Annotated in this window: 24 protein-coding genes; 20 read left to right on the forward strand and 4 right to left on the reverse strand. The window is 63.9% G+C overall.

What is annotated here, in order from left to right:
- The 9 genes from E3T51_RS05545 to E3T51_RS05585 form a co-directional block, all read left to right on the forward strand.
- Positions 1 to 2785, forward strand: a 2785-nt coding sequence (locus tag E3T51_RS05545) for a beta strand repeat-containing protein (RefSeq protein ID WP_134528640.1), incomplete at its 5' end; no start/stop codon positions are given.
- A gap of 245 nt (positions 2786 to 3030) precedes the next feature.
- Entirely contained in the window at positions 3031 to 4056 is a 1026-nt protein-coding gene (locus E3T51_RS05550; RefSeq protein ID WP_134528643.1) for a TerC family protein, read from the forward strand.
- A 37-nt stretch (positions 4057 to 4093) separates the two neighbouring features.
- The gene (locus E3T51_RS05555; protein ID WP_134528645.1) at positions 4094 to 4885 is read left to right on the forward strand and encodes a PP2C family protein-serine/threonine phosphatase; all 792 of its coding nucleotides are present in this window, start codon (positions 4094 to 4096) and stop codon (positions 4883 to 4885) included.
- 164 nt (positions 4886 to 5049) lie between these two features.
- Positions 5050 to 6510 carry a 3-isopropylmalate dehydratase large subunit gene (gene leuC / locus E3T51_RS05560; RefSeq protein ID WP_134528648.1) on the forward strand — a complete coding sequence of 487 codons (1461 nt, stop codon included), beginning with the start codon at positions 5050 to 5052 and terminating at the stop codon, positions 6508 to 6510.
- A gap of 2 nt (positions 6511 to 6512) precedes the next feature.
- Entirely contained in the window at positions 6513 to 7139 is a 627-nt protein-coding gene (gene leuD, locus E3T51_RS05565; RefSeq protein WP_134528651.1) for a 3-isopropylmalate dehydratase small subunit, read from the forward strand.
- A gap of 169 nt (positions 7140 to 7308) precedes the next feature.
- On the forward strand, positions 7309 to 8616 hold the full coding sequence (gene murA / locus E3T51_RS05570) for a UDP-N-acetylglucosamine 1-carboxyvinyltransferase (protein WP_233205797.1): 1308 nt from the start codon (positions 7309 to 7311) through the stop codon (positions 8614 to 8616).
- A gap of 7 nt (positions 8617 to 8623) precedes the next feature.
- Positions 8624 to 9421 (forward strand): lysophospholipid acyltransferase family protein, encoded by a 798-nt coding sequence (locus tag E3T51_RS05575; protein WP_420898410.1) that lies wholly within the window; start codon positions 8624 to 8626, stop codon positions 9419 to 9421.
- A gap of 37 nt (positions 9422 to 9458) precedes the next feature.
- Positions 9459 to 10562, forward strand: a complete 1104-nt coding sequence (locus tag E3T51_RS05580) for an NAD(P)H-dependent glycerol-3-phosphate dehydrogenase (RefSeq protein ID WP_134528654.1) — start codon at positions 9459 to 9461, stop codon at positions 10560 to 10562.
- A complete protein-coding gene (locus tag E3T51_RS05585) occupies positions 10462 to 11559 on the forward strand; it encodes a D-alanine--D-alanine ligase family protein (protein ID WP_134528657.1) in 1098 nt (365 codons plus the stop codon). Before E3T51_RS05580 ends, E3T51_RS05585 begins: the two co-directional genes overlap by 101 nt.
- A 202-nt stretch (positions 11560 to 11761) precedes the next feature.
- On the opposite strand, the gene E3T51_RS05590 is transcribed toward E3T51_RS05585, so the two are convergent.
- Positions 11762 to 12286, reverse strand: a complete 525-nt coding sequence (locus E3T51_RS05590) for a DUF3515 family protein (RefSeq protein WP_134528660.1) — start codon at positions 12284 to 12286, stop codon at positions 11762 to 11764.
- Between the two features lie 24 nt (positions 12287 to 12310).
- Between E3T51_RS05590 and thiL the strand changes: the two genes are divergently transcribed.
- Positions 12311 to 13345, forward strand: coding sequence for a thiamine-phosphate kinase (gene thiL, locus E3T51_RS05595; protein ID WP_134528663.1), 1035 nt, complete (start codon positions 12311 to 12313; stop codon positions 13343 to 13345).
- A 40-nt stretch (positions 13346 to 13385) separates the two neighbouring features.
- On the opposite strand, the gene rsmD is transcribed toward thiL, so the two are convergent.
- On the reverse strand, positions 13386 to 13967 hold the full coding sequence (gene rsmD / locus E3T51_RS05600; RefSeq protein ID WP_134528666.1) for a 16S rRNA (guanine(966)-N(2))-methyltransferase RsmD: 582 nt from the start codon (positions 13965 to 13967) through the stop codon (positions 13386 to 13388).
- Between the two features lie 124 nt (positions 13968 to 14091).
- Here rsmD and E3T51_RS05605 point away from each other — a divergent pair, with 124 nt between their 5' ends.
- The 10 genes from E3T51_RS05605 to E3T51_RS05650 all read left to right on the forward strand — a co-directional run bounded on the left by E3T51_RS05605 (position 14092) and on the right by E3T51_RS05650 (position 24935).
- Positions 14092 to 16332, forward strand: a complete 2241-nt coding sequence (locus tag E3T51_RS05605; protein WP_134528669.1) for an ATP-dependent DNA helicase RecG — start codon at positions 14092 to 14094, stop codon at positions 16330 to 16332.
- A gap of 65 nt (positions 16333 to 16397) precedes the next feature.
- Positions 16398 to 16886, forward strand: coding sequence for a pantetheine-phosphate adenylyltransferase (gene coaD, locus E3T51_RS05610; protein ID WP_174844566.1), 489 nt, complete (start codon positions 16398 to 16400; stop codon positions 16884 to 16886).
- Positions 16883 to 18004 (forward strand): AAA family ATPase, encoded by a 1122-nt coding sequence (locus E3T51_RS05615; RefSeq protein ID WP_134528672.1) that lies wholly within the window; start codon positions 16883 to 16885, stop codon positions 18002 to 18004. Before coaD ends, E3T51_RS05615 begins: the two co-directional genes overlap by 4 nt.
- A gap of 32 nt (positions 18005 to 18036) precedes the next feature.
- Positions 18037 to 19386 carry a DUF58 domain-containing protein gene (locus tag E3T51_RS05620; RefSeq protein WP_166806394.1) on the forward strand — a complete coding sequence of 450 codons (1350 nt, stop codon included), beginning with the start codon at positions 18037 to 18039 and terminating at the stop codon, positions 19384 to 19386.
- On the forward strand, positions 19379 to 21778 hold the full coding sequence (locus tag E3T51_RS05625; RefSeq protein WP_134528677.1) for a transglutaminase TgpA family protein: 2400 nt from the start codon (positions 19379 to 19381) through the stop codon (positions 21776 to 21778). The genes E3T51_RS05620 and E3T51_RS05625 overlap by 8 nt, the downstream gene beginning before the upstream one ends.
- A gap of 37 nt (positions 21779 to 21815) precedes the next feature.
- Entirely contained in the window at positions 21816 to 22388 is a 573-nt protein-coding gene (locus tag E3T51_RS05630) for a YceD family protein (protein ID WP_420898411.1), read from the forward strand.
- Positions 22389 to 22390: 2 nt separating this feature from the next.
- Complete coding sequence (gene rpmF / locus E3T51_RS05635) at positions 22391 to 22594, forward strand: 50S ribosomal protein L32 (RefSeq protein ID WP_092108959.1); 204 nt, start codon at positions 22391 to 22393, stop codon at positions 22592 to 22594.
- A gap of 47 nt (positions 22595 to 22641) precedes the next feature.
- On the forward strand, positions 22642 to 23334 hold the full coding sequence (gene rnc / locus E3T51_RS05640) for a ribonuclease III (RefSeq protein ID WP_134528680.1): 693 nt from the start codon (positions 22642 to 22644) through the stop codon (positions 23332 to 23334).
- A gap of 11 nt (positions 23335 to 23345) precedes the next feature.
- Complete coding sequence (mutM, locus tag E3T51_RS05645) at positions 23346 to 24257, forward strand: bifunctional DNA-formamidopyrimidine glycosylase/DNA-(apurinic or apyrimidinic site) lyase (protein ID WP_134528682.1); 912 nt, start codon at positions 23346 to 23348, stop codon at positions 24255 to 24257.
- Between the two features lie 183 nt (positions 24258 to 24440).
- A complete protein-coding gene (locus E3T51_RS05650) occupies positions 24441 to 24935 on the forward strand; it encodes a GNAT family N-acetyltransferase (RefSeq protein WP_134528684.1) in 495 nt (164 codons plus the stop codon).
- 22 nt (positions 24936 to 24957) lie between these two features.
- Here the strand turns inward: E3T51_RS05650 and E3T51_RS05655 are convergent, their stop codons facing one another.
- Positions 24958 to 25857, reverse strand: a complete 900-nt coding sequence (locus E3T51_RS05655) for a hypothetical protein (RefSeq protein WP_166806395.1) — start codon at positions 25855 to 25857, stop codon at positions 24958 to 24960.
- Positions 25858 to 25980: 123 nt separating this feature from the next.
- Positions 25981 to 26214: a GNAT family protein gene (locus tag E3T51_RS05660; RefSeq protein ID WP_134528688.1), complete on the reverse strand. Its 234-nt coding sequence runs from the start codon at positions 26212 to 26214 to the stop codon at positions 25981 to 25983.
- Between the last annotated feature and the right edge of the window lie 30 nt (positions 26215 to 26244).

Below are 26244 nucleotides of genomic sequence, written 5' to 3' on the forward strand. Positions count from 1 at the left end.
CACTGTTGTTGACGGTGGTACCTGGTCGGTGACGGCCGCGGCATTGGGCGAGGGCGAGCACACCGTCACCGTCTCGGTTACGGATTTGGCGGGTAACAGGGGTCGCGCTACGCAGAGTCTGACGCTGGATGCGACGGCGCCGACGGTGGCTATCGCCGGCGGTTCATCGTTGACGATGGCTGATGGCACGCCGACTATTTCGGGTACGACGGATGCTCCCGTTGGCACGGCGGTCGCTGTGACCGTGGCTGGTCAGATGTTGGCGACCACTGTTGTTGACGGTGGTACCTGGTCGGTGAGGGCCGCGGCATTGGGCGAGGGCGAGCACACCGTCACCGTCTCGGTTACGGATTTGGCGGGTAACAGGGGCCGCGCTACGCAGACCTTGACTCACGACGCTAAGGCGCCGACGGTGGTCTTTGCGCGTGGGGCAACGCTGACAACCACCGATCGAACTCCGACTATTTCGGGTACGACCGACGCGGCCAATGGCAGCGTCGTTACCATGCTGATCGACGGCGCCACGGTGTCATCGACAGTGACGGCCGGTGCTTGGTCGGTGCTCGCGGCCGACCTTGGTGCCGATGGTGTCTACCCGGTCGTTGTCACCATTACTGTCGGCGGCGTTGATGGAACAGGGAGGCAGAGTCTGACGCTGGATACGACGGCGCCGACGGTGGCTATCGCCGGCGGTTCATCGTTGACGACGGCTGATGGCACGCCGACTATTTCGGGTACGACGGATGCTCCCGTTGGCACGGCGGTCGCTGTGACCGTGGCTGGTCAGATGTTGGCGACCACTGTTGTTGACGGTGGTACCTGGTCGGTGACGGCCGCGGCACTGGGCGAGGGCGAGCACACCGTCACCGTCTCGATTACGGACGTGGCCGGCAATATCGGAATGGCCACCCAGTCGTACCGCGTGGCCGTGGCTCCTCGGGTCACGATCACCGGGGGCGCCATGCGCCTGACCAACGACGCGGCACCGGCGATCTCCGGCACGACCAACGCGGCTAATGGCAGCGTCGTTTCCGTGCTGATCGACGGCCGTACCGTCGCATCGATCGTCACGGACGGCGCATTCTCGGTGCCCGTGGCCGACCTTGGTTCCGATGGTGTCTACCCGGTCGTCGTCACCATCACCGCCGGCGGCGTTGCCGGAACGGGGAGCCAGACCATCACCCTGGACACCACCAGACCCTCGCTGGCCATAAACGCGGGTTCCACGCTGATCAACGACGCCACCCCGACCATCTCGGGCAGAACGGATGCGGCCGACGGCACCGTTGTCACCGTCACCGTGGCCAACCAGACCCTGTCCGCCACCGTTACCGACGGCGCGTGGTCGGTCACGGCCGGCGCACTCAGCGACGGTAATCACGTCGCCTCCGCTGTGGTCACGGACCCGGCGGGTAACAGCCAAACCGCGACGCAGGCGTACCCCGTCGACACCGTCGCACCGATCGTGTCCATTTCCGGAGGGTCCGCACTCACCAGCGTCGATACGGCACCGACCATTTCAGGCACGTCCGATGCACTCGTCGGCACCGCGGTATCCGTTGTGGTGGGGACCCAGACGCTCGGGGCCACCGTCATCGAGGGCGGCAGGTGGTCGGTGACCGCCGCAACGCTTGCCAAGGGCGATCATGCCGTCAGGGCGTCGATCACGGATACCGCCGGCAATACGGGTGTTGCAACCCAGGTTTATAGCGTGGTCGCGGCCCCCGACGTCACTGTCACCGGGGGCGCGGCAGCAGCATCTAACGATCCAGCACCGACCTTCGTCGGTACCTCGACGGCTGCGGCCGGCTCTGCTGTGACCGTGACGATCGGCGGGCAGATTCTCAGGACGACTGTGACGGCTGGCGGAACGTGGTCCGTCGCCTCGGCCGACATCTCCGCTGACGGTGAATACACCGTCGCGGTGACCGTCGTGGACCTCGCGACGAACATCAGCGCTGATTCGGCTCAGCTCTTCACCATCGACACGACCGCTCCCACTGTGGCCGTGACCGTGGCACCGAGGGGTCGCACGCGCGACACTACGCCAAAACTGTCGGGCACGACGGATGCCCCGTTCGGCGCGATCCTGTCAGTCAGGGTGGCTGGGCAGGTTTTGAGCGCAACGGTACAGCTCAAGGGCGTCTGGACTGTCGAGCCCGGTCCGCTGGCCGACGGAAACGTCGACGTCGTCGTCACGGCCGAAGACACGTATGGAAACGCGCGCTCGGTTAGCCAGAGTTTCGTGGTGGCCACCACGCCGCCGACCAACACCACTCTCGAACAAACCGTTACGGAGGGGGCGCTGCAGTCACTCGCTGTGACCGGCGCCGATTTCGATCCAGGGGAGTCCGTTCAGGTTTGGATTCACTCCACACCCGTGCTGCTGTCAACCGTCACAGCTAATGCAAACGGCGCCATCGTAACCAGCGTTATCGTCCCCGCGGCGACAGTGGCCGGCCTGCACCACATCGTGATGATCGGAGTGACTTCCTCGACTGCGCAACTGGCCTCGGAAACGATCTCCGTCATCAGCACCAGCACCAGCACCAGCACCAGCACCAGCACGAGCACCAGCAGCAGCACCAGCACCAGCACCAACGCTGGCCCCGGCAGTGTCAGGATTGCAGAGGTCTCCCCGGAAACGACCGAACTCGCCCGCACCGGAATGGCAGCGACACCGGTCCGCGGCGCTGCAATCCTTCTGTTTCTGGCAGGTGTCCTCATGCTGATCCTGCGGCTCCGGAACCGGACCCGGACTATTCCCCGTCAGATCAGTCACTGAGCAGACTGCGCACTCGTGCTTTTCCGACCGGTGCGCGTGGGGCCGCCACACTGATAGGCTTTTTCCAGCGAAGGGGAGTATCCCTCTGGGCCCGATCGGGTTCTATGTCGCGATCGTCAATACGGGCCGCGCTGGCGGGGCCCCGGTCGCGGTGGTATCGATTGGTTCCGTTTGGACGTTATCGGTGCGGGAGAGACTTTCGGGTTCTGCTATGCCCGACCCCCCTCATTTTTTGAAAGGCCCCTGTGGAACTCGCCCTGCCTCTTTGGTTTGAAGCTGGATCATTGGTCGTTTTGACCCTTATTCTGGTCGCCGACCTGCTCATCGTCTACAAGCGCCCGCACGTTCCGAGTATGCGCGAGGCCGGGCTCTGGGTGGCGTTCTACGTTGGTCTCGCGCTCATTTTCGCGCTCTTGATGCTGATTCTCGGTGACGCCGAACATGCTGGTCAATTTCTCGCCGGCTGGCTAACCGAGTACAGCCTGTCGATCGATAACCTGTTTGTCTTTGTCATCATCATGGCCCGGTTCTCCGTACCGCGAAAATACCAGCAGGAAGTCCTGATGGTGGGTATTATCATCGCTCTCGTGCTGCGCGGGATCTTCATTCTGCTCGGCGCCCAGCTGATCGAAAGCTATGCCTGGATCTTCTACATCTTTGGCGCGTTCCTGTTCTACACGGCAGTGAAGCAAGCGTTCTCCTCTGAGGCAGAAACAGAAGAAAAAGAGAACGGCGTCATCCGCCTGCTTCGCCGCCGCATTCGCATCTCGTCAGAATTCGACGGCTCTAAGGTTCGCACGATGGTCGATGGCAAGAAGATCTTTACGCCGATGCTCATCGTGTTCATCGCGATCGGCACCACCGACCTCATCTTCGCCCTTGATTCCATTCCAGCGATCTTCGGCATCACGACGAGCCCGTTCATCGTGTTCACCGCCAATATCTTCGCCCTCATGGGCCTGCGCCAGCTGTACTTCCTCCTCGGCGGACTGCTCGAACGTCTTGAATACCTCAAGTACGGCATCGCGGTTATTCTCGGCTTTATCGGCGTCAAGCTCGTGCTGCACGCGATGCACACCAACGAAGTCCCCTTCATCAACGGTGGTGATCCCATGTTGTGGGCGCCCGAGATCGGCACCTGGACCTCGCTCGGCGTGATTATCGGCAGCATGGCCGTTGCCACCGTGGCGAGCCTGATCAAGGCTGGTCACGATGCCAAAGAGCGTGGCCACACGCTGGCCGAAGAGATTTCGGTAAACGCCAACGAATGACAGGTCGAGGCCGGGCGTCGGCGAACGGGGGGCTCTCATGACTCTGCAGCAGCAGAGCAGGATTGAACTTTCCACCGCTGTCGCCCGCCTCTCTTTCAGCGCGCGCAGCGATGTCGGCAGCGTGCGCAAGGTCAATGAAGACAGCGTTCTCGCGCAGTCCCCAGTGTTCCTCGTGGCCGATGGCATGGGCGGGCACGCCCAGGGGGAGGTCGCCAGCCAGACGGTACTTCGGGTGTTTGACGAGCACATCGCGCGCGACCTGCCTTCGACGCCGGAGCGTATCCTCGACGCCATCCACTCTTCAAACGACGCCGTACGCGATTTGAGCGCAGCCGATGACTACGGCACCGCGGTGTCGGGCACCACCCTCGCCGGCATCGCCTTCGTCGATGCCGGCGATTCCGGCGGCTATCACTGGATGGTCTTCAACGTCGGCGATTCACGCGTATACACCTGGATCGACGGTGTTTTGGCCCAGTTGTCCGTTGACCATTCCGCAGTGCAGGAGATGGTCGACGCTGGCCTGATTTCGGTCGACGACGCCGAGAAACACCCCGAGCGCAACGTCATCACCCGGGCGATCGGCGCCGATGAGTTTGTCGATGCCGACGTCTGGCTGCTGCCAGCCCTGGCGCACCAGTCCTTTTTGATCTGCTCCGACGGACTGACCAAAGAACTCGACGACGCGGCGATCGCGCGAGTCCTGGCTATGGACATCCGTCTGGATGTCGCAGGGCGCAGTGTCGCCGACATTCTCGTCGACGAAGCCCTCGAGCAGGGCGGACGCGACAATGTGAGCGTCGTTTACGTGGAGTCTGCGTTCGACTGACCGTTCCAGCCCGCGTTTGCGAGCCGAGTGGCTGGGCGAGGTGTTACCCTGAATCCGTGGTGCTGAGCCGACTTCTTCTGTGCCGCGACGAGTCCCTGTACTGAGGCCTCCCTCGTCGCGGAGTTCGGTGTGGCTGCCATCGATTCGTGAGGAAGACGCTCAAAATGACCAACGTAATATCCACTTCGCAAAGAGACTCCGGCACTGGTCTTCGTACCCTGGCCGAAAAGGTCTGGGACAAGCACCTCGTCACCAAGGGTGAGGACGGCACGCCTGACCTGATCTACATCGACCTGCACCTGCTGCACGAGGTCACCAGCCCGCAAGCCTTCGACGGCCTGAGACTGGCTAATCGCATGCTGCGTCGGCCCGATCTGACCATCGCGACCGAGGACCACAACACTCCAACGCTCGCCATCGACAAGCCCATCGCCGACCTCACCAGTCGTACCCAGATCGAGACCCTGCGCCGTAACTGCGCCGAATACGGGGTGCGCCTGCACTCGCTCGGTGACATCGAACAGGGCATCGTGCACGTCGTCGGCCCGCAGCTTGGCCTGACCCAGCCCGGAATTACCGTGGTGTGTGGAGACTCGCACACGTCCACCCACGGTGCGTTCGGCGCAATGGCGCTCGGTATCGGCACGAGCGAGGTCGAGCACGTCATGGCCACGCAGACTCTGCCGCTAAACCCGTTCAAAACCATGGCCATTACGGTCAACGGTACGTTGCGCGCCGGGGTAACCGCGAAAGACATCATTCTCGCCGTGATTGCCAAAATCGGAACCGGTGGGGGCGCCGGTTACGTGCTCGAATACCGTGGTGAGGCCATCAGGGCACTTTCCATGGAGGGGCGCATGACCATCTGCAACATGTCGATCGAAGCCGGCGCCCGTGCCGGCATGGTCGCCCCCGACCAGGTCACCTACGACTACCTTGAAGGGCGTGCCCATGCGCCCCGCGGCGTTGAATGGGACGCTGCCGTCTCGTACTGGGAGACGCTGGCCACCGACGAAGGCGCGACCTACGACGCCGAGGTCATCATCGACGCCAACGAGCTCGAACCGTTTGTGACGTGGGGTACCAACCCCGGACAGGGCGTATCCCTGAGCGGATCTGTTCCGAACCCCGCCGAGATCGTCGACGTCAACGAGCGCTCGGCGGCCGAGCGGGCCCTGGAATATATGGACCTCGCGGCCGGCACCCCGATGAAGGACATTCGGGTCGATACCGTTTTTCTCGGCTCCTGCACCAACAGCCGGGTCGAAGATCTCCGCGCCGCCGCCGAAATCATCAAGGGCAAAACCAAAGCCGAGGGCTTGCGCATGATGGTTGTTCCCGGCTCTGCCCGGGTGCGCATCGAGGCCGAAGCCGAGGGGCTCGACCAGATCTTCCTCGACTTCGGAGCCGAATGGCGCTTCGCCGGCTGTTCGATGTGCCTCGGCATGAACCCCGACCAGCTGGAACCGGGCGAACGCTGCGCGTCGACCAGTAACCGCAACTTTGAAGGACGTCAGGGAAAGGGCGGGCGCACCCACCTGGTGTCGCCGCTCGTCGCTGCCGCCACGGCCATTCGCGGCACGCTCAGTAGTCCGTGGGATCTCGACCAGGCTGGAGACCAGTAACCATGCAGAAATTCACCACCGTCACCGGCATCGCGGTACCGCTGCGCCGTTCCAATGTCGATACCGACCAGATCATTCCCGCCGTCCATCTCAAGCGCGTTACGCGCACCGGCTTTGAGGACGCGTTGTTCGCGGCCTGGCGCCTCGACCCCGACTTCGTCATCAATAAGAAGGAGTATCAGGGCGGTCGCGTGCTCATCGCCGGGGCCGACTTCGGAATTGGATCATCGCGCGAACACGCCGTCTGGGCGCTGCGCGATTACGGCTTCGACGTGGTGCTCAGCCCCCGGTTCGGCGATATCTTTCGCGGAAACTCCGGCAAACAGGGCTTGCTCGCCGGCCAAATCAGCGAAGCGGATGCCGAAACCCTGTGGAACCTTATCGAGTGCGCCCCCGGGGTGGAGTTGACCGTGGATCTGGTGAGTAAAACAGCGCGTGTCGGGGATCTGACAGTGAAATTCGAAATCGATGATTACACTAGATGGCGGCTGCTCGAAGGTCTCGATGACATCGGGTTGACTCTGCGTGACGAAGCGCGGATAAAGGAATTCGAAGGGACGCGCGAGTCGTGGTTGCCCCGCACCCTTCCGGCGCTCTCCGCAGATTCGGCCCGCGTCAATTTGCAGTAATTTGTATTGCATCAATTTGCACCAGGACAGGTATTTTGTGAGCACTCTCAGCGAAGCCCGGCGTGATCAAGAAGCGAAGAATTTGAACGGTGCCAGTCAGCACGACGACGCGAACGAGCGGGGCAGTGCTCAGAACCACGGGGCATCCGTCGGTCTCACCGCTGACAAAATCACCATCCGCGGCGGTATTCCGCTGGTGGGTCGCATCGAGGTGAAGGGGGCGAAGAACCTCGTCACCAAGGCCATGGTCGCAGCTCTGCTCGGTGAAACCCCGAGCGTCCTCAAGGACGTTCCGAACATCAGCGATGTTCGGATCGTTCGCGGTCTGCTCGAGGTGCACGGCGTCAAGGTAACCGAGGGTGACGAGCCTGGAACCCTCGTGCTTGACCCGGTCGACGTGGAAAGCGCGCACTTCGCCGCGATCGACGCCCACGCGGGTTCCTCGCGCATCCCCATTTTGTTCTGTGGTCCGCTGTTGCACCGGCTTGGCGAAGCCTTCATTCCCGACCTCGGCGGCTGCCGCATCGGCGACCGGCCGATCGACTTTCACCTTGAGGTGCTGCGCAAGTTTGGCGCCGTCGTCGAAAAGCAGCCCAACGGCATCCGTATGTCGGCACCGAACGGTCTGAAGGGCGCCAAACTTGAGCTGCCGTACCCGAGCGTGGGCGCCACCGAGCAGGTGCTGCTCACCGCGGTGAGGGCCGAGGGTCTCACCGAGCTCAAGGGCGCGGCGATCGAGCCAGAGATCATGGATCTCATTAATATTCTGCAAAAGATGGGTGCCATCATCACGGTCGATACTGACCGGGTGATCCGCATCGAGGGCGTCGAGCGCCTGGTCGGATACAACCATCGTGCCCTGTTCGACCGCAACGAGGCCGCGAGCTGGGCCGCCGCCGCCCTCGCTACCGACGGTGACATCTTCGTCGGTGGCGCCCGGCAGGCTGAGATGATCACGTTCCTCAATGTCTTCCGCAAGGTCGGTGGCGCCTTTGACATTTGCGACGATGGCATCCGCTTCTACCACCCCGGCGGTGACCTCAAGCCCGTCATTATCGAAACGGGCGTTCACCCCGGGTTCATGACGGACTGGCAGCAACCGCTTGTCATCGCATTGACCAAGGCACACGGAACGTCGATCGTGCACGAAACGGTGTACGAGCAGCGGTTCGGCTTCGTCGACGCGCTCGTTGAGATGGGCGCGACCATTCAAATTCATAGGGAATGCCTCGGTGGGCACACGTGCCGGTTTGGCCAGCGCAATTTCAATCACTCGGCCGTCATTACCGGTCCGACGAAGCTGCGCGGCGCCGACATCATCGTGCCGGACCTGCGCGGTGGCTTCAGCCACTTGATCGCGGCACTTTCGGCCGAGGGCACCTCGACGGTCAGTAACGTGGGAATCATCAGCCGCGGGTACGAGAACTTCATCGGTAAACTGCGGCTTTTGGGGGCGGACTTCGATCTCGAAGGATAATAGGCGCGTGCCTGAAAATAACGACGTGCCCGTAACTGCCCAGTCATCCGTGCCGCCGATTCGTATTCGGTCGGAGAAGAGCAGGCCAAGCGCGTTTTGGATTCTCGCCGGCCTGATCCTGCCGATCATGAATCTGGCCGCACGGTACGACATCATCGACGCGCACAAGTTTCCGCGCAGCGGCGCGTTCGTGTTCTCACCCAACCACTACAGCGAGATTGACCCCGTGGTCATGGGAGTCGTTGCCTGGAAGCTGGGGCGGTTGCCACGATTTCTGGCGAAAGCATCCGTTTTCGAGATTCCCGTCATCGGCGCTGTGCTGCGCAAATCGGGCCAGATTCCGGTGCAGCGCGGCGGATCGGTGCGCGGGAGCGAGCCGGTCAAAGCCGCCCAGCGTTTGGCCGAAAAGGGTCAGATGGTCGTGGTGTATCCGGAAGGTTCCCTCACCCGTGATCCTGACCTGTGGCCGATGCGCGGCAAGACCGGAGCCGTTCGCATTGCGCTCGAGCAGGGAATTCCCATCGTGCCGGCCGCCCACTGGGGCAGCCAGCACCTGATGGAACGGTATTCCAAGAAGATCAGCCTGTTTCCGCGCAAAACCATCACGGTGAAGATCGGCGACCCGATCGATCTCTCCCAGTTTCGCGGGCGTAGCCTCGACACGGCAACGCTCAACGAGGCGACCGCCGTCGTGATGCTGGCCATCACCGCGCTGCTTGAAGACCTGCGCGGCGAGAAAGCCCCGGCCAAACGGTGGAATCCGTCGGAGCACAATCAGAGAGAGACCGGTCGTTTTGAAGCCTAGAACCCCCCAGCTGCCGAAGGTTCAACCAGGCACTCGGGTGGCCGTTCTTGGCGCGGGCAGCTGGGGAACGACCTTCGCTAAAATTCTGACGGATGGCGGAGCGGACGTCGTCCTGTGGGCTCGCCGCCCCGAATTGGCGCGGGAAATTTCCGAAGCGCGCCGCAACAGCGACTACCTGCCCGGCGTGAATCTACCCGTTGGCCTGCGCGCCACGAGCCGCCTTGACCTGGCCCTGGCCGGCGCCGAAATGATCTTCGTCTCGGTTCCGAGCCAGTCCCTGCGCGAAAACCTGAATCAGGTCGAGCCGTACCTGGCCGAGAATGCGATCATCGTCTCGCTCATGAAGGGCGTCGAACGGTCGACGGGCATGCGCATGAGCACGGTGATCGAGGAGGTGCTGCGCATCGACCCCGCTCGCATCGCGGCGATCAGCGGGCCCAACCTTGCGCTCGAAATAGCCAAGGAGCAGCCCACCGGAGCCGTCGTCTCGTCCTCGAGCCTCGAAACCGCGCAGGCCGTGGCCAAACTGGCCACCAACCGCTACTTTCGGTCCTACGTGAACACGGATGTCATCGGGACCGAGTTCGGTGGCGTGCTGAAAAACCTCATCGCGGTCGCCATCGGCATCGTTGACGGCGTCGGTTACGGCGAGAACACCAAGGCCTCGATCATCACCCGGGGCCTCGTCGAAATGACCGACTTTGCCGTCGCTTACGGCGCTCAGCCCGAGACTCTGGCCGGCCTGGCCGGCCTCGGCGACCTCATCGCCACCTGCCAGTCGCCGCTGTCGCGGAACAACACGGCCGGGCGGTTGCTCGGCCAGGGTTACAGCATCAACGACGTCGTCAAGCAGATGCAGCAGACCACCGAAGGCCTCGCCTCTGTCAAACCCGTTCTCGAACTAGCCCGCGCCAAGGGCGTCGAGATGCCGATCGTGGAACAGGTCCGCCAGGTGCTCGAGGGCACACTCAACCCCCGCGACATTGCGCCGCACCTCACAACTGACTCCGGCGAACCGCAGGGCGAAAGGACACTTGACGATGGACAAGCTCACGGTGGTGCTTCTCTTTGGAGGGCGTTCCAGCGAACACTCGATCAGCTGCGCCACGGCGGGCGGAGTGCTGGCAGCCCTCGACCCTGAGCGTTATACCGTCATCCCGGTTGGAATCACCCGCGACGGCGCGTACGTCCTCGAAGACAACGACCCGGCCAAGTTTGCCCTCAACGCGCAGGCGTTGCCCGTTGTCGCCGACAATGGCACCCGGGTGCGCTGGCCGCAGAGCGCATCGAGCCGGGAACTGACCGTTGTCGACGCGTTTGGCGAGCGTTCGCTCGGTTCCGTCGATCTCATCTTCCCGATTCTGCACGGACCGTTTGGCGAGGACGGAACCATTCAGGGCATGCTCGACCTGCTCAATCTGCCGTATATCGGATCGGGAGTTCTCGCATCCGCTCTGGGGATGGACAAGCACTTTGCCAAGACCGTCTTTCAGCAGGCTGCCCTGCCAGTGGCGCCGTGGCGTACCCTGACAGCGGATGACTGGGCGCGGGACCCTGGCGTGGGTTACGCCGCCCTCGAGCAGCTCGGCCTGCCTGCCTTCGTGAAGCCGGCGCGTGCCGGGTCGAGCGTCGGCGTCAGCCGGGTGGCTACACCGGACCAGCTGGCCGAGGCCATGGCTGTCGGTCTCGCCGAAGACAACAAGGTACTCATTGAATCCGGCCTCGTCGGACGGGAACTCGAGATTGCGGTGCTGCAGGGACGCCCGGGGGAACCGACCCGCGCCTCCCTAGCCGGCGAGGTCGTCGTGACCGGCCGCGACTTCTACGACTTCGCCGCAAAGTACCTGGATGCTCCGGGAGTGGAGCTGGTCTGCCCCGCACCGCTATCAGCGGCAGAATTGGCTGAGGTGCAAAGTTTGGCCATAGCCGCTTTCGAGGCGATCGGCGGGGCTGGCCTGGCCCGGGTCGACTTCTTCCTGACGGCAACCGGCTGGGTTATCAACGAAATCAACACCATGCCAGGGTTCACGAGCATCTCGATGTTTCCGACCTGCTGGCTGGCCAGCGGCTATACCTACCCGGAGCTGATCGACGAACTTATCTCTGTGGCCATCGCCCATGCCTGCCACGGCTCCTGACCCTTCAAGGACGCCGCCTGCGAGTTTTCGCTCGAGCTGCGCCGGACATGCGCCAGTGCACGGAAGTTGGCGTCTGGCCAGAACTCCAGCGCCACGCGCGACGCTGGGCCTGCGCCAGTCCGTGGGAGTTTCGCCTCCCGCGTAGCGGCGCAACTCCCGCGTGGTCGCACCGGTCGCCACGGAGCGCGCGGGGGTCGAGGTTCTACGGGGCGGTCGTGGCCCCGTCAGTGGGCAGCTGCACGTCCTCGGCACCGACGCAGAAACCGGTGGCCGGCACATACGCGACCGCGTTGGCGACGTCGATGAGCGCCGTCGAGCCGCTCACCGCTTCGGAGTCGATCACGATTTCGATGGCCGGGTCGCGCCCATAGGTCGTGTAGCGGTAGGTCGGGGCGTCGGCGTCGTCTTCGATCCAGTCAATGCCGTTAATATTCAGGCATGGCAGCGTCGTGGGAGCCGGAACCGGAACACCACAGTGCAGCAACACGGCGGCCGGGTCACCCCAGGCGCCTGTCGCCTGAGCGTTCGTTTCCCGGGACGCCTGATCGGCGACGGTGGACGGCAGATGCACTATCACGTCGGCGCAGGCCACGTTGGTGGCGTCGGCGGCCGGGGTCAGAGGTACGGCCGTGGCGCAGCCGGCCAGCAACAGCGAGGTCGCCAGCACAGAGGCGACGGCGACGGAACGAAGCGGAACAGTGGAAAGGAGCAGGAATGGGTGAGACATCGTATTCAGGCTACCGTTTCTAACATGACCACTGCTGCGGATGCCCCGCTTTCACTTCCGCACTCCGGCACCACCGAAACTCTAGCCGACCTCAGCGAGGGGGCGGTGCTGGCACGGATCTTTCCTCGTCTACCGACAGCTGCGGCCCAACTTCTCGGCCCGGGCGACGATGCGGCGGTCATCTCGGCGCCGGACGGCCGGTTCGTCGTGACGACCGACATGATGATTCAGGGACCCGATTTTCGCCTCGCGTGGTCGTCGCCGCACGATCTCGGCTGGAAGGCCGCCGCCACCAATCTGTCCGACGTGGCCGCGATGGGCGCTCGCCCGACAGCTTTGGTCGTGGCGATCGCTGCACCGCCGTCGACGCCCATTTCGGTGCTCGAGGGCCTCGTCGACGGGCTGCGCGACTGCTGTGAGGCGCTCGCCCCCGGCTGCGGGGTGGTCGGCGGGGATCTGTCGGCTTCAGACGTCCTCACCCTGGCTGTGACGGCCTTCGGCGACCTCGAGGGGCGCGCTCCCGTGCTGCGATCGGGGGCGCGCCCGGGGGACATAGTGGCGCTTTCCGGCCGGCTTGGCGACGCTGGAATCGGCCTCGAACTGCTGTTTCGTCTGGGCGTCGATCGCCACGGAGTACCCGACCGTGCCAGGGCCAACGCACTCAAACTCACGCATCCCACCGAAGTGGCCGCCCAGCTCACCCCCGTGCCGCCAATTGCAAGCGGCCCGATTGCAGCGCTCGGCGGAGCCACGGCCATGCTTGACGTCTCCGACGGACTGGCCATCGATGCCGGACGCATTGCGCGGGCCAGCGGTGTGGGTATCGACTTCGACTCTCGCTGTCTGGGGGAGCGGATCGAGGTCGCCCTCGGTGGAGGGGAAGACCACGGGCTTCTCGCCACCTTCGCGCCCGACACTGTTTTGCCGCCCGACTTTCGCCGCCTCGGCACGGTCGTCGCGGTATCCGCTTCGAGTTGGGGTTCCATCACCGTCGACGGTGCCCCACACGACCAGGGTGGCTGGGATCCGTACCGCGGCTGGGACGGTGCAGCCGGCTAGATGAGCCGGATGCGGCACGAGCAGTGTGCCGCCGACAGTGCTACGGTGCCGGCTGCTCGGTGGGGGCGGCATACCAAACGGTCGTGTCGCCGTAGTCCTTGCGACGTTCGAGTTCGAGCCCCTGGCCCCACTCCGGCTCGGGCGAGCGGGAGCTGCGCTCAAGCACCACGAGCGCATCAATGGCCAGCAGGGGAGCCAGTGCACTCAAATTGTGCCCGAGTTCAATCTCGCTGAGGTCGTACGGTGGGTCGATGAACACCACGTCGAAGCCCTCTTTGGTAGCGGCCAAGAACGACTGAACCGCCTGCGAGGAGACCGCAATCTTCAGGTCAGTGCCCTTCGGCGCTGACCGTTGCACGGCCTCGGCGTTCCGGCGACACATGGCCGCCGCACCGAAACTGTTCTCGACGAGCGTCACTACCCGTGCACCGCGACTGGCGGCCTCAAGCCCCAAAGCTCCCGATCCCGCATATAGATCCAACGCCCGCATGCCGTGCAGGGCATCCCGTGAGTCGAGCGCTGAAAAGATGGCCTCGCGCACCCGATCACTGGTTGGCCGCGTACCCGACTTTGGAACAGCCAGGGAGAGGGAGCCGGCAAACCCGGTAATAATTCGCGTCATAACCCTTTCGAGCCTAGCCGCCCCGCGAAGAACGCTCCGCGCAGAAAAAGCGGCGGCGACGGCGGCGTTGGTTGTGGTGGCTCGGTCACAACACCATGTCAGTGGCCCGGTTTACGATGGAAACATGACCGGTTCGAGCGCTGCCAGTAGCCCCGGATTCGATGGCGTTGCCCTTCCGACACCCCAACTCGAGCCGCTGACGCTCGACACCCCTTTGAAAAAGGCACTGAGCGCTCCCCAGGCGACGGCGCTCGGGAAAGCCTTTGGGTTTCAGACCGTCAACGATCTGCTCAGCCATTACCCGCGCGACTACGCCGACCGCGAAGTACTCCGGCCCCTGAACCAACTCACTCCCGGCGCCAACATCACGGTCATCGCCGACATCATCTCTGCGCACGAAAAGCGCATGTCATCCCGGCATGGAACGATCGTGGAGGTCGTCATCTCCGACGGGGGAGGTCAGTTCACCCTCACGTTTTTCGGCAAGAACAGCCAGCAGTGGCGTCTTGACCAGCTGCGACCCGGCCTGCGCGGCAGTTTCTCCGGCAAGGTGCGCATGTACCAGGGTCAGAGTCAACTGGCGAACCCGTCTTACAAGACTTTTGAAAGCGAAGAAGAAGAAGCGCGCGACGACCCGGCCCTGCGGTTGAAGCACAAGCCGCTCATCCCAATTTATGCCGCTACGGCCGCCGAAACCAGCTGGAACCTGCAGACCATGATCGACCAGGTACTCCGGCGCCTCGGCACCCTGCCCGACCCTGTTCCCGAGGATCTGCGGGTCGAACACAGTCTGCTCGACCACACCCAGGCCATCCGCTGGATTCACAGCCCCGACGATCCAGAACAGTGGATGGCCGCCCAAGACACACTGCGGTTCACCGAGGCCTGGGTGCTGCAGTGCGCGCTTTTGCAGCGGCACAGTCTCGCGCGGGAACGCCGTACCCAGCCCCGAGTGCCAACGCCCGGCGGCTACCTCGAACGCTTCGACGCAGCGCTGCCCTTCGTACTGACGGTCGATCAAGAAATTTGCGCGGTCGAAATCGCCGCCGACATGGCCCGGTCCGGCCCGATGAATCGGCTGTTGCAGGGCGAGGTTGGCTCGGGCAAGACCGTGGTGGCACTGCGGGCCATGCTCGCCGTGGCCGACGCCGGCGGCCAGACCGCGTTGCTGGCACCGACCGAGGTGCTCGCCGGGCAACACCTGCGGTCGATCACGACCCTGCTCGGCCCGGATCTCGCGGCCGAACTGATGCCGACCTTGTTGACCGGAAAACTGCCAATGGCGCAGAAACGCAAGGCCCTGCTTCGCACGGTCTCTGGCCAGTCGCGTATTGTGATCGGCACGCACGCCCTGCTCAGCGATACCGTGACCTTTTTCGACCTCGGTCTGATCGTGATCGATGAGCAGCACCGGTTCGGCGTCGACCAGCGCGAAACACTGCGGCTCAAGGGGGCCGAGCCTCCGCACGTTCTCGTCATGACGGCAACGCCGATTCCTCGCACCATCGCCATGACCGTGTTCGGCGACCTTGATGTGAGCACCATTCGCATACTGCCGGCCGGGCGCCAGGGAATTCGCAGTGTCGTTGTTCCCATGGGTGAGAACGGGGCCCTGTTCGGGCGAGTGTGGGCGAGTTTGGCACAGGAACTCGCCTTGGGGCGTCAAGGCTTTGTCGTGTGTCCGGCGATTTCTCCGGCAGAAATCGAAGACGAGGCCGACATTGCGCTGCCGCCGGGAGATGATCCGCGTCCGCTGTTCAACGTGGAAGAAGTGCTTGAGGGAATGCGCGGAGTCGCGTCCCTGGGGCCGTATCGTCTCGAGGCACTGCACGGGCGCATGACGAGCGACGAGAAAGACCGCATCATGCGCTCCTTTGCCACCGGTGAGATCGATGTTCTCGTCGCCACCACCGTCATCGAGGTCGGTGTCGACGTTCCTAACGCCTCAGCCATGGTCGTACTCGACGCAGACCGATTCGGTGTCTCGCAGCTGCACCAGTTGCGCGGTCGGGTCGGGCGTGGTGGAGTGCCAGGGCTGTGCCTGCTGGTTACTAATTCCCGCGACGGGTCCCCGGCCCGTCAGCGCATCGGTGATGTCGCCGCGACGCTCGATGGCTTCGTGCTCGCTGAACTCGACCTCGCCCTGCGCCGGGAGGGCAACGTGCTCGGTGACGTGCAATCCGGTGATGGTTCGAAACTGCGCTTTCTGCGGGTGGCGGTCGACGGCGACATGATCGCCGAAGCTCGACAAGCGGCCTACCATCTGGTCACGGGGGATCCGGGCATCCGCACCAACCCGGCCCTGCGCGATGCGATCGCGCGCCGCCTGAATGATTCCGAACGCACCTGGCTCAACAAAGGCTGACAATGTCGACGCAAAGCGGATGCATCGGGCAGCGTTCCGTCAGCGTGTGGCAGTAGGGTGTGATCATGCGCAGGATCGCCGTTGTCCCTGGATCATTTGACCCCGTCACCCTGGGCCACCTGGACGTGATCGATCGCGCGGCCGGCCTGTTTGACGAGCTTCATGTTCTCGTGGTGCACAACCCCGACAAATCGGCCCTCTTGCCCATCAGTCAGCGCGTCTCGCTGCTGGAACAGGCCATCACAGAGGCCGGGCTGCCGACCAATATCGTGGTCGCCAGCTGGAGCATGGGATTGCTCGTGGACTACTGTATGGACGTCGGTGCGAGCGTGCTGGTCAAGGGCATCCGCTCGCAGGTCGATGTCGCCTATGAGACGCCGATGGCGATCGTCAATCGCAATCTGGCCGCGGTCGAGACAGTCTTTTTGCTGCCCGATCCGGCCAACGCCCATGTCTCCAGCTCTCTGGTGCGCCAGGTCGCCGGCCTGGGCGGCGACGTCTCGCCGTACGTGCCGCGAGCCGTTGCGCAGTATCTGGAGCGGTCGCGGGTATGAACCTCAAACCGACTCGTTCCTCCCCGCCGGCACAGGAAGTTTCGGCGGGCAACCTGCGCGAGTTGCAAGATGCGGGGCGCGCGATCATGCAAAACGTCGAGACGGTCATTGATGGCAAGCACGAGGCCGTGCAGATCGCGCTGACTGTTCTGCTGGCCGAGGGTCACCTGCTCATCGAGGACGTTCCCGGTGTCGGCAAGACCATGCTGGCCAAGGCGCTCGCCCGCTCCGTAAACTGCACGGTCGGGCGAATTCAATTCACCCCCGACCTGCTGCCATCCGACGTGACCGGGGTGTCCGTATTCAATCAGGCCGAGCGCCGCTTCGAGTTCAAACCGGGCCCGGTCTTCGCCAACATTGTCATCGGTGATGAGATCAACCGGGCGAGTCCGAAAACCCAGTCGGCGCTTCTGGAATCGATGGAGGAGCGCCAGGTCACCGTTGACGGCACCACCTACCCACTGGCCCTGCCGTTCACGGTTATCGCTACTCAAAACCCGATCGAGATGGAGGGAACCTACGCCCTTCCTGAGGCGCAACGGGACCGGTTCATGGCTCGAATTTCCATGGGCTACCCCGACTCCGACTCGGAGCTCGCGATGCTCGATTCGCGCGACACCAACAGCCCGCTCGCCCTGATCTCGGCCGTGGTATCGGAGGAGACTCTGCGTGACATGATGCTCACAGCACGAGCAGTTTTCGCCTCCGCGGCGGTCAAGGAGTACGCGGTCAACCTGGTGCGCGCCACCCGCGACGATCGCGACCTGCGTCTCGGTGGCAGCCCAAGAGCGACGCTTCAACTCATCCGGGCTGCGAAAGCGCAGGCGGCGTTGAGCGGTCGGGACTACGTCTTACCCGACGATATCGACTCGCTCGCGGTGGCCGTTCTCGGCCATCGGCTGGTCCCCACCAGCCGGGCGTTGGGTCACCACCACCAGGACAGCGGTCCGGTGATTGACGACATCGTGCGTCGAATTCTCGCTGAAACGCCAGTACCGGTCGGCGTCGCGGCATCCGATCGGTTTCCATCGAAGCCGTTCGAATCGGCGGCGTCTCCACCGGCGCCGTCCGTGCACGCCGTTTCGACGCGGCCCGTTGGTTCTACCGGGGCGTCGTAGCCATGGCCTCCGGGGTGAGAGAACCTGGGCCGGTGAATGCCGACTGGTTTACGCGGCTGGCGGCCCGATTCGCCACGCGTCTCACCCTGCGCGGCTGGGTTATTCTGGCGGCCGGAGTTGTGCTGTTCGCCAACGCTGTGCTGGTCAACAGCCGTGACATGATGTTCGTGGCAAGCCTCTTGATCATGGCGCCGCTCGTGGCAGCCGGTTACGTTTCGCTCCGCCCCGCCCGAGTCGAAGTCAGCAGGGTCTTTCGGCCGCCGATCGTGTCGGTCGGCGGTGAGAGTGTGATCTCCCTGCAGTTGCACAACCTCTCGGCGGCGCCGCTCAGCAATGCCTGGTGGGCCGACACCCCATCACCCGGCGTTGAGGTGCCGGCGGCGGCCATCCTTCCCCTCGTGAGCCGGATCGGCGCGACCGGCGATTCAGTGCGCTTGGAATACTCCGTCGTGCCGCGCCACCGCGGCGTTTACGATGTCGGCCCGCTCCGTGTATCTCGTCACGACCCGTTCGGCTTCGCGCACAGCGACCGACAGGCTGGTTCGCCGCACGACTTGATCGTGACGCCGCGCGTGACGCCGCTGCCAGGCAGCGCCGTCGCCCAGTCCAACAACGACGGCTCGATCCGAGAGCTGGTGCGCCAGACCACTCCCACCTCCGACGAACTCATCGCCCGCGAATACCGCCCGGGCGATGCCCTGCGCCGAGTGAACTGGCCGGCCACCGCCCGGCACGGGGAAATCATGGTGCGGCAGGAAGAGCAGCGCAGCAATCCGGAGGCCCGCATCGTACTCGACACGACCTTGACCGGCGCGGCGGGGCTCGGCGCCGGGCATGTTCCACCGCATCTCGTGGCCGGTTTTGAACTCGCGATCGAGCTGGCGGCATCCGTTGGTGTGCATCTGCTCGACGCTGGCTACCGCCTCGAGGTGATCGAGCTGGGCGCCAGCCAACTGCTGCCGGGCGACCAACAGACCCTGGGTGGGATGCACGGCGACGTGCCCGCCACTTTTCGCGCCCCCGGCGGCGATCGCGCCCTGCTGGAAGCCCTCGCCAGTGTGGTTCCGGTGCCGTGGCCTGCCCGCGGCGCGCGACTGTCCGCCAAGCGCCGAGCCCCGGTTCGTGCCGCCTTGCGAAACGCGCAGCTATCACTTCCGACATTCGCGATGCTCGTGACCGTGTCCGATGCGGATGTCGACGACCTCGTCGCCCTCGTGCGTCACTGTGAGCCCGCCATAGCGTTCGTGCAACGCACCGTCAGCGGTGTGGCCCGCGAACGTCTGCGGGACGCCGGCTGGCGCTGTCTGGAGCTTGCCGCGGCCGATGACCTGGTAGACGCGTGGAACGACGTGAGCGGGGATCGAGGTGCCAATCATGACTAGCGTGGTTACCAAGCGGGCAGCACCCGCGAGCACGCGCCAGACGCCGCCCCCGGCACGCCCCGGCGGTCCGGCACGTCGCCGGCGTGGCGGGCGTGATGCCGCGCTCTGGCCGCTGGCCCTCAGCCTCTTATTGTTACTCCTCATCAGTTGTGCTGCACTCGGGCCGCTGCTTCGAGGCAGCGCCTGGTGGTGGGTCTGCGCGATGGCCGGCGCCGTTGTGCTGGTCGGCGCGGCGCTGTTTCGCCGCATCGGGCTGCCGCGCGCGGTCATCCCGGTAGCGAACGTCCTGGTGCTGCTCGGCACGATGACGGTGTTGTTCGCTGGCGGTACCGGCCTGTTCTGGCTCATCCCGACACCGCAGACCATCGATGTGTTCAGCGGGTTGATCACTGATGGTGGGGCCTCGATCGTCCAACAGAGTACGCCGGCCGAGGTGACCATCGGTATCCTCTTCCTACTGGTCGGCGGCACCGGACTGATCGCTATTTTCCTGGACCTGTTCACCATGACGCTCCGCTGGCCCGCCCTCGGCGCGGCGTTCACACTCGTGCCGCTCCTCGCCCCGAGCTTCGTCATCGATGGTGGGGCCGATATCGCCGCTCTCGTCGTGGCCGCGATCGCATTCTTGTTGCTGTTGCGGGTTGACGTGTATGTGCGGCGCACGCAGACGGCCAGGCATCCTTCGACCGGTGCGGGCTCGCTGCGTGCCTACCGATCGGAGCGGCCGAGCGGCCGCGGGCCGATCGGCGGCGCACTCCTGGTGGGATCCCTGGCCATCGTGGGTGCCCTGCTGCTGAGTACGCTCGCCCCGGCTTTTACTGCCGGAGGACTCGTGACGGCCCGGACCGGTGGATTGCTGTTTGGTAGTGGGGTGAGCCCCATGATCAATCTCGGACAGGACCTGCGTCGGCCCAAGGCCGGGGCAGCATTTCACTACACGTCGACCGGTACGGAGCAGCCTTATTTCACCCTGCTCACCCTTGACGAGATCATCGGATTGAACTGGACGGCCCGCGTCGAGGGGGCAGACGCACGCAATACCGTCGACGCTATTCCGAAGCCATTCGGGCTCGATGCCGAAGTGGAAACAGTGGAAGCGTCGACGTCGGTCGTCATCGACGGCGTCAACAGCCACTGGCTGCCCGCGCCGGCACGTGCAAGCAGTATCGAGGGTTTGACCGGTCGCTGGTACTGGGACAGCCGTACCCGGGCGATCGCGAGCGTCACGGGGAACACTCTTGGTCAGAAATACACGGTGTCGTCATTGGAATTGAAACCCACCGCCGAGCAACTGCGACAGTCGAACACCGACTATCCCGCGAGCGTTGTGGGTAATCTACAACTCCCGGCCGACCCGCCGTCGATCATCGAGGAGAGCGCACGTGAGGTGACGGCGGACACAACGTCGAACTACGACGCCGCTGTCGCGATTCAGACCTATTTACGAAGCAGCGCCTTCAGCTACGACACCGACGCGCCCGTTGAAGACGGTTACGACGGTGGCGGAGTTGGGGTGATTGGAACGTTCCTTGAGGAAAAACGCGGTTACTGCGTGCATTTCGCCTCCACCATGGCCGCGATGGCACGCACCCTCGGTATCCCCTCGCGGGTCTCCCTCGGCTACCTGCCCGGGGTTAAATCGCAGGATCTCGAGCAGGGACTGGGGCAGTACAACGTTGACTCCCACGACCTGCACGCCTGGCCGGAGTTGTACTTCGTCGGCATCGGCTGGGTGAAATTCGAGCCAACGCCCGGCCGTGGCACCGTACCCAACTACGAGCGGGCAGCAGTTGCCGACACACCCAATGCAGCACCAGGTGGGGCCGGCGCCACGAGGGCTCCCGCTCTCAGCCCGGACCTGCTAGTGGACGATTCCGCCCTGGAACGCGGAGCAGTGACGCAGAGGGTCGAGTCCAGCAACGTTCTCGGAATCCTCGGACTCAGCACGCTGGTACTGCTCGTGATCCTCCTCCCGGCGGCAGCCAGACGGATGCTGCGTGGTTCGCGGGTGCGCCGCATTCGCTCCGGAAAAGCCGGGGCAGGCCTCGCCTGGACCGAGTTGCGGCACACCAGCCTCGATCACGGCATACCGGTGCCGGTTACCGAAACTCCCCGGGCCTTCGCTGCCCGCCTGAAACGTCTCCGAACCGTGGATCCTGCGGTGATGGAAGCACTCGAACGGGTACTTCTGGCGTTCGAACGCTCGCGGTTCGACCGGTCGCAGGCGTCGTCAGAAACCCTCGCCGACGACCTGACCGTGGCCTTGCGAGGGGTGCACGGCGGGGCGACTGTCGGCATCCGTTTTCGGGCAATATTCGCTCCTGCCTCACTGTTCGCCACTCTGGCTGCGGTGCTGCGCGGAGAGCGACGGGCCCGTACGATCGCCCCCTGAACGGAGCACTCACCCAGAACGCGTACAATTTATGACCGTGACTAAGTTCAAGAAGACTCCGTATACGGTCGACGTGCGTGACCTCATCAACCGCCCGGGTACCATGCACGAACGCCACCTCGACATTGTGGTTCCCGACGATCTCGGTGCTGGCCTCGTAGCGGTGAAAGCCGGTTCGATTCTGTCGACCGAGCTGCGGCTCGAGGCAATGCACGAAGGAATCCTGGTCAGCATCGAGGTGTATGGACGTGCACTCGGCGAGTGCGGCCGGTGCCTGAAAGACATCGACCTGCCGGTTCGAGTTCAGTTTGCCGAGCTTTTCGGTTATCCTCAGGAGGAAGCCTTCGAGTTTGAGATTCTAGACGACAATGTCGATTTGGAATCTTTGATCCGGGACGCGGTAGTGTTAGCACTTCCGTTCCAGCCGGTATGTCGGCGGGATTGCCCAGGTCTTGACAGTGAGACCGGACAACCGCTTGCCGAACTGCCCGAACTCGTTTCCGACGAGAGCTACGATCCCCGGTGGTCAGCGCTTGCGGGGTTTACGGCTTCCACAGACAAAGACATGGGTGCGGACATCCATGTTTCAGACAGCAGAGAAGAGAAGTAGTCATGGCAGTTCCGAAGCGCAAGATGTCGCGTTCCAACACCCACTCGCGTCGCGCGCAGTGGAAGGCCACGCCTCCCACCCTCGTGAAGACCATGGAGGGCGGCAAGGTCGTTTACAGCCTGCCGCACCGCGCCAAGGTTGTCACCGACTCCACCGGCACCCCGTTGTTCATGGAATACAAGGGTCGTAAAGTCGCCGACATCTAAGTCACCCCTTCTGAAGAGACCGGAATGCGGTCGATGAAGGTAGACAGATGAAGAGTGTGAGTGCCGAGCGGTCGCCCCTGTTGGCGACCCTCGGAGTGCAGATTGAACCGGTGATTCTAGAGCTTGCTCTGACCCACCGGTCTTTTGCGTACGAAAACGGTGGTATTCCTACGAACGAGCGCCTCGAATTTCTGGGCGACTCGATTCTGGGCCAGGCCGTCACGGTGATGCTCTACCGCACCTACCCCGACCTCGACGAAGGTCATCTGGCCAAACGCCGGGCCAGCCTGGTCTCCACGGCCGCCCTCGCACAGATCGCCCGCGGTCTCGGGCTGGGCGATTACATTCGCCTTGGACGCGGTGAGATTCTCACCGGCGGGCGCGATAAAGCGTCGATTCTGGCAGACACCGTTGAGGCGCTCATCGGGGCGACTTTTCTGGATGCCGGTGGCGAAGTCGCCACCGCGTTCGTGCTGCGCCTGATCGAGCCCCTGTTGGCTGAACCCGGCCACTTTGGTGTGTCGATGGACCCGAAAACGAGCCTGCAAGAGCTCGCTGCGAGCATTGGCGTGGAGGTTCCCGTTTACACGCTCGAATCGAGCGGCCCCGATCACTCGAAGATTTTTGTCGCGACCGTAGCGATCGGTTCCTCCGTGACTGCCCAGGGCGTCGGACCGAGCAAGAAGTTCGCTGAAATGGCCGCGGCACGCGAGGCCATCGACCAGCTCAGCGCGCTCTAAAGTCGCACGAAATGCCCGAACTGCCCGAGGTTGAAGTCGTGCGTTCCGGTCTTCAGCCGGCCGTCACCGATGCTGTAGTCACCGGGGTCGAGGTCTTCGACGAACGTTCCCTGCGCCGGCACGCTCGTGCAAATGGGACATTCGCCGAGCAACTCATTGGGCGGCGCATTCTCGCGGCGGTGCGCCGCGGCAAGTTTCTATGGCTGCCGCTTGACAGCGGCCAGGCACTCGTCATTCACCTCGGTATGAGCGGCCAGGTGCTGCTGCGGGCTCCCGGGGCGGCCGATGATCGCATGTTGCGCATCCGCTTGACGCTGGAACAGCCGACCCACGGCGAACTGTGGGTCAATTTCGTCGACCAGCGCATTTTTGGAAGCATGGCCGTGGACACCATGATCGCCACCAGCGACGGGCTGCCGGGCGGCTATTCCGGTATGGCCACAGCGGATGCCGTCTGGCAGGACCGCATTCCCGGACAGGTTGCGCACATTGCCCGCGACCCGATCGACCCGTCGTTCTCGCCCCGTGCCTTCTTCGCAGCACTCGCACGGAAGAACACCGGCATTAAGCGGGCGCTGCTCGATCAAAACCTGATTAGCGGCATCGGCAATATCTACGCGGACGAAGCGTTGTTCGCCGCGCGGATCCACTATGAGCAGCCTGCCGCGTCGCTGTCGCGCGCCAGGGCGACGACACTGCTCGCGGCCATGCGCACCATTTTGCACCGCGCTCTGGCCGAGGGCGGCACCAGCTTTGACGCGCAGTATGTGAACGTGAACGGGCAGTCCGGCTACTTTGCCCACAGCCTCGAAGCCTACGGACGGCAGGGAAACCCGTGCTCCCGCTGCGGCACCCTGATCGTTCGCGAACAGTTCATGAACCGCGGCTCGCACTTCTGTCCGCACTGCCAGCGCCTGCGTTAGCCGCTGGACGGTGGTAGTCGGACGTTCACGCGGGAATACAGCCGTGGGCATCCGGTCGAGAGCGTCGCGCTGGACTTGCGCCAGTGCGCGTGAGTTGCGCCTCCCGCCAGCGGCGCAGGTCCCGCGCGACCGCAGCATCCCGCTTAGGGAGGCATCCGGGCGGGGGTTTGTCATTCTTCAGTCATGGATATTGTTACAGATCGATTGACGCTGCATTCCCTGACGCCGTTTGAGGCGCAGCGCATTGTTAACCGAGAGCATGAACCCGACGACGTCTGGCATGCGGACTATCCGCTGGACGATGAACTGGATCCGCTGAGAGCCCTCGCCGAATCCGGCCAGAGTGAAACAGTCTTTACGCTTTATTCAGTCCGCATCAACGACGGCGACGTAGCAGTGGGCGGTATCGGGTTCTTTGGCCCTCCAGACGCGGAGGGTTTGGTTGAAATCGGTTACGGACTCGTGGAGGCCGTTCGGGGACGCGGACTCGCCACAGAAGCACTCCGCGCCGCGATTCGGTGTGCACTGCAGAATGGTGCAGTGCAGGTCAAGGCAGACACTGACCTCGAAAACTATGCATCTCAACGGGTCCTCGTAAAGGCAGGGTTCACGGAGGTTTCCCGATCTCACAAATCGGTCTTCTACAAGTTGGCGTTCGGGCGGTGTAGAGAGAGGTGAACTGGACGGTGTGGCGGGGGCATCAGGCCAGGGCCGCCTGCATACGCCGCCGCCGCAGTGCCCAGCGCACAGCCAGGCCCAGAACCATCACGACGACTGCGGGGATCAGGAGCGAGGCCGATCCGCCCTTCACACCCAGCGCGCTGACGAATACCTGCGCACCATAATCGAGCATCTCGGCCGGGTAGGCGGCAAGGACACGAGTTCCCGCGGCTGCGCTCACGGCTGTGAACAGCGTCGGTCCGATCCAGAGGGCAAGAAAACTGACGATCGCCCCGGTCACCCGACCAATCGTTGCCAGGCCACACCAGGCCACGGCGAGCCCCACGATCACAGCCGGAACCCACCGGGCTGCGCCCAGCAGAGTACTGGTCGTTTCGGTTGTCTCAAAGCTGAACGGATGCGCGATGAGTCCGTTGACCCAGGAGCTAAAGGCTACGGCGGCGAGGCTCACGGCCACCACCGCGCCAGCGGCAGGCGCTCGGGCGATGAGCACAAGAATGAGTAGTCCGATCAGGCTGGCCGCCAGTGTTCCGGCGGTCAGAACGAACAGGTATACCTTCGCGGCCGGACTCTCCGCGAGTCCGGTGGCGACGGTGACGGCGGTCTGCGTGATGGCAATGACCTGCACGAGAAGCACTCCGACAATGATCGCGGCGAGAGCGAATCGGGGGTGCTGTGCGCGCGTCACCCGGGCGAGGCCGCCGGCGAGCGCTGACCCGGTCACGACCACCGCGACGATGAGGGTGATCGTGTACTGGCTGAATGGCAGCAGGACGATCGGCATGTCTTCCGCCCGGGAGGTCACCGCCCACAGATTCTGAAGCGGAAGGCGCATCCCGGTGACCAGCCAAGGCAATAGCCCGACGAGCGCCGCGAGTATCCCCGCGACCAGATACAACAACGGACCAATCACTTTCATCTGGGTAAGTGCAACCACCAGAACCCCCTCAGTCTGAAACCGCAAGGCTAGCAGCACCTCAAAGAGGGGCCTCGATGATTTCGACCCGCTAATCAGGACAGAGCCAGAATTCATGACTCATGATTAGGCAACAGGTGGCACGAAGCGTTTCCAGACACCCTCGGAGCGCATCGGCCCGAAGCCGAGCGCCTCGTTGACCGCGAGCATGTGGCGGTTCTCCTCGGCGTTGAAGGTCGTGACCGACGGATGCCCCGGGCTCTGGTCGGCACGGGCGGTTCCGATACCGCGGTGGCGCCACGCTGGCAGCACCTGCACGCTCAGGCAGGCAGGGTCGTCGTTCGGGTCAGCCGGGCGCATTAGGAGTTGCGGGAATGACGAGTTCGTCGA

The sequence above is a fragment of the Cryobacterium serini genome (assembly GCF_004404025.1).
GTDB lineage: Bacteria > Actinomycetota > Actinomycetes > Actinomycetales > Microbacteriaceae > Cryobacterium > Cryobacterium serini.